The sequence below is a fragment of the Shewanella sp. genome (genome assembly GCF_051658185.1).
Taxonomy (GTDB): Bacteria; Pseudomonadota; Gammaproteobacteria; order Enterobacterales; family Shewanellaceae; genus Shewanella.
Genome location: NZ_JBOFMC010000297.1, coordinates 1 through 3,843 on the forward strand (window position 1 = coordinate 1; position 3,843 = coordinate 3,843).

The window sequence follows — 3,843 nt, forward strand, 5'->3', positions numbered from 1 at the left end:
CATTAGCTCACGTGATTGCAGTTGGATAGAACTAATAAGGCCAAAACTCTGTAGCATTACAAAATTGGGTCAACATACTGATGTTGAACTGAGCTAAATGCCACTTTGCTAACGAAGAATGGGGCAAAAATGAGTTAAGTCCACCTGTCAGCTCTCATGCATCCAGTTCTAAATCTTGACAGGTCCAAGCGAATCCACCTTGTTGTCATCTGCATGTCACCTAAGCTTCATCATTCAGTCAAAGCCCGGCACTAATCTCTAAGGCAGTCAACAGCCGCATAGGGTGAATATCAGATGACTGGTGCTAATTACAGTGGATTTGAACGCACGCTTATCGACGCACTTAACGCTCCCCGCAACTCTTCCCGTAACTCTCCCTGCAACACTTCCTACAATGCGCCATCCAGTGTTAAGGCCACTTCCTTCTCAACGCCACATATTACCAACGCCAGCAACGCCGCAAATAGCCACACCGTCACAGTCAACGCCCTCTGGCTATCGGATATCCATCTAGGTTGTAAGGATTGCAAAGCCGACTATCTGTTAAGCCTGTTAACTACCGTGCGTTGCCAGCACTTGTATCTGGTTGGCGATATTGTGGATTTATGGGCGCTCAAACGCCGCCTACATTGGCCTGAAAGCCACAATAGGGTATTGCAAACGCTGATTGAACTGGCACAAAACGGCACTCAAGTGATCTATCTGCCGGGTAACCACGATGAGTTAATCAAGCCCTATGCCGAACTGACCCTGCTGAATATCAACATTGCTCGCCAACATATTCATCAGGGTATTGGCGGCCACAAGCTGTTAATGCTGCATGGCGATCAGTTCGATGCCGATGTTTGCGTTGGCCGCTTCTACGCCATCTTAGGCGATCACCTCTACGATTTTCTGCTGTTTCTCAATCGCAATCTCCATCGCCTGCGTGAGCGTTTAGGTTATCCATACTGGTCACTCGCCAGTTATATCAAATCCCGCGTTGGCAAGGCTCAAACAGCGATTTCACGCTACCGCCAAGCCGTTGTGCAATATGCCCAGCACTATGATGTCGATGGCGTGATCTGCGGCCATATTCATCAACCTGAGTTATCAATCCAGCCAAGGGATAACCAATACGCAACACCGGATAAGCGCCAGATAATCTATGCCAATGATGGCGACTGGGTCGAAAACTGCAGCCTGATCACCGAAACCTTAAGCGGGGAATTACAGCTCTGCCGCTGGAATGAGCAAAGCTTAAACCTCGATATTCTGAGCAGTATTGCCCTCGTCCAAACGCCGCCAACACCCCCCCATCACGCCACAGCAACGACCAAATACCGCTCCCAACAACCACGAGTCCAGCCAAGGGATGTCGCCTAATCATGAATCACTTAACCCATAGTACGCCAAGCACAGATCCATTAAACCTAAACACACAGTGCGAGCCAGTTAACATGCTACTGCCTGCCTTAAAAGCCAGTTCGATGATCTTTACCGTCGATAATGTGGTGGAGCAAAACCTCCCTTCTTTGAAAGGCAAACCTTGGTTAGCAAAACCAACTGCAGCCGTGCTTCGTTACCTATTGAATGAAAAACAATGCAACGACATAGCCAATCAATTTGCCCACCTGCAAGGTATCGACTTTGTCGAGCAAGTGCTCGCCAGCTTCGACTTTAGCTTTACCGTACCCGCCAATGAGGTAGAAAATATCCCCTGTGAAGGTCGAGTGGTGATCTTCGCCAATCATCCCATTGGCTCCCTCGATGGCCTCGCCTTGATAAAATTGATTAGTGAGATCCGCCCCGATATTAAAGTCGTCGCCAACGAGCTATTGATGGCACTTAAGCCGTTGCATTCCATTTTGCTGCCCGTGCGTAACATGACGGGCGGCACCCCGAAGCAGCATTTAGCAGACATCCACCAGCATCTGCGTAATGAAGGCGCGGTACTGATTTTCCCGTCGGGGGAAGTCTCACGCCTGCGTCCCAATGGCGTGCGCGATACCCAGTGGCACTCCGGCTTTTTAAGGATAGCGATGTCCTGTCATGCGCCGCTGCTGCCGATCTTTTTAGATGCTAAAAACTCCGCCACCTTCTACGGCGCCTCGATGATTTACAAACCCTTAGCCACACTGCTACTGGTCAAAGAAATGTTTAAGCAGGCCAAGCGCAACATGCCCATTCGCATTGGCGAGCTCATCCCCAACGAGGCGGTACGCTCGATGGATGTCCCGCTAAAAACCCAAATAAAGCTGCTAAAGAAGCATCTTTATCGTATCGGCAACGATAAAGCGCCGCTGTTTATTACCCAAAGCGCCATCGCTCACCCCGAATCGCGCCAAGCGCTGCAGGCTGCGCTGCAACAATGTGAACTGCTCGGCGAAACCCAAGACAACAAGCTGATTTATCTGTATCAGCATCAAGACAGCAACCCTATCATGCGAGAGATTGGTCGCCTGCGGGAAATCGCCTTTCGCGCCGTCGGCGAAGGTACAGGCAAACGCCGTGATATCGATAAATACGATTCTTACTACCAGCACTTAGTACTGTGGGATAAAGCGCAGTTTGAAATAGTTGGCGCCTACCGATTCGCCAGCGGCGAGCAAGTGTTAAACCGCTATGGCGACAACGCCCTCTACAGCCAGTCACTATTCCACTATGCCGACGATTTTATGCCCTTCGTCAAACAAGGGTTAGAACTTGGCCGCAGCTTTGTGCAGCCCAAATATTGGGGCAAACGCAGTCTCGACTACCTCTGGTTCGGCATTGGCGCCTTTTTAGCCAAACACCCAGAATATCGCTATCTGTTTGGCCCAGTGTCAATCAGCAATCAACTGCCCGGCAGCGCACGCGAAATGCTAGTGCACTTTTACGCCAAAGAATTTGCCCCAGCGCAGCCGCTCGCCGTGTCTATGTCCCCCTTTGATTTATCTAAGCAGCGTAAAGAGCAGTTGGATGCCCTCTACTTTGGTGAGGATTATCAAAGCCACTTTAAGCAACTCAAGCAGATGCTGGCGAGCATGGGCGCCGCCGTGCCTACGCTATATAAACAATATGGCGAGCTGTGTGAGCCAAATGGGGTTACGTTTCTCGCCTTTGGGATCGATGCGCACTTTAGCGATTGTGTCGATGGCCTCGTGCTGATCGATACCCATCAACTCAAGGAGAGTAAATATCAGCGCTATATTGGCATTCATTTAGCTGAGCCATTGGCCCGCGTGGCAGGCGTGTCCCCCGAGAGGCGAACATCTGCACAACCAATACCAACATAACCAATACCTTCATAAGCAATCCCATCATAATCGGCGAGGAGATCAGCGGACACACAATTTGCGCCACCTCATCAAGCGTACAATCAGTCATGGCGACAGCCGCCCACGGCCTAAGGTGTTAATCGCTATCGGTACTAAAACCAGTACTAAAATTAGTACTAAAATCAGTACTAAAATCAGTACTAAAATCAGTACTAAAATCGGTACTCAATATCGGTACTCAATATCGGCGCTCGGTAAAGAGACTCCACAAAAGCACAAGAGAAAGGCGTCAATGAAAGCCATCAGGGCAAGTTGCACCAGCCCACTAAAGGCATTGGCTAAATAAGCACAGCTCTGTTATAAGTAACTGTAATGCTATGAATTAACCCCGTAGCGGCAAGATTTGGCCCGCCGAACAAGGAGCATCATGTCCGTCATCATCGCTGATATTATGAAAACCCGCGTAGTCACCATCGAAATGGACGATCGTCTCTGTGTCGCCAAAGAGATTTTCGAGCAAGCCAAGCTGCATCATTTATTGGTGGTTGAGGAACATCAGCTCACGGGTGTCCTCGCTGAAAAAGATTTGCTGCGGGCGATTAGC

At 49.7% G+C, this 3,843-nt stretch carries 3 protein-coding genes; all 3 read left to right on the forward strand.

Features of this window, described 5'->3' with window-relative positions; genetic code table 11:
• The first annotated feature begins 294 nt into the window (after window positions 1-294).
• Window positions 295-1,365, forward strand: a complete 1,071-nt coding sequence (locus ACRCZA_RS11315; RefSeq protein WP_438674539.1) for a UDP-2,3-diacylglucosamine diphosphatase — start codon at window positions 295-297, stop codon at window positions 1,363-1,365.
• A gap of 74 nt (window positions 1,366-1,439) precedes the next feature.
• Complete coding sequence (locus ACRCZA_RS11320; RefSeq protein ID WP_438674540.1) at window positions 1,440-3,257, forward strand: GNAT family N-acyltransferase; 1,818 nt, start codon at window positions 1,440-1,442, stop codon at window positions 3,255-3,257.
• 409 nt (window positions 3,258-3,666) lie between these two features.
• Window positions 3,667-3,843, forward strand: a 177-nt coding sequence (locus tag ACRCZA_RS11325) for a CBS domain-containing protein (protein ID WP_438674541.1), incomplete at its 3' end; no start/stop codon positions are given.

What these genes read in the sequence shown, in the direction of transcription:
- ACRCZA_RS11315 (WP_438674539.1), top strand. Translation starts at nt 295, where the DNA reads ATGACTGGTGCTAATTACAGTGGATTTGAACGCACGCTTATCGACGCA.
- ACRCZA_RS11320 (WP_438674540.1), top strand. Translation starts at nt 1,440, where the DNA reads ATGCTACTGCCTGCCTTAAAAGCCAGTTCGATGATCTTTACCGTCGAT.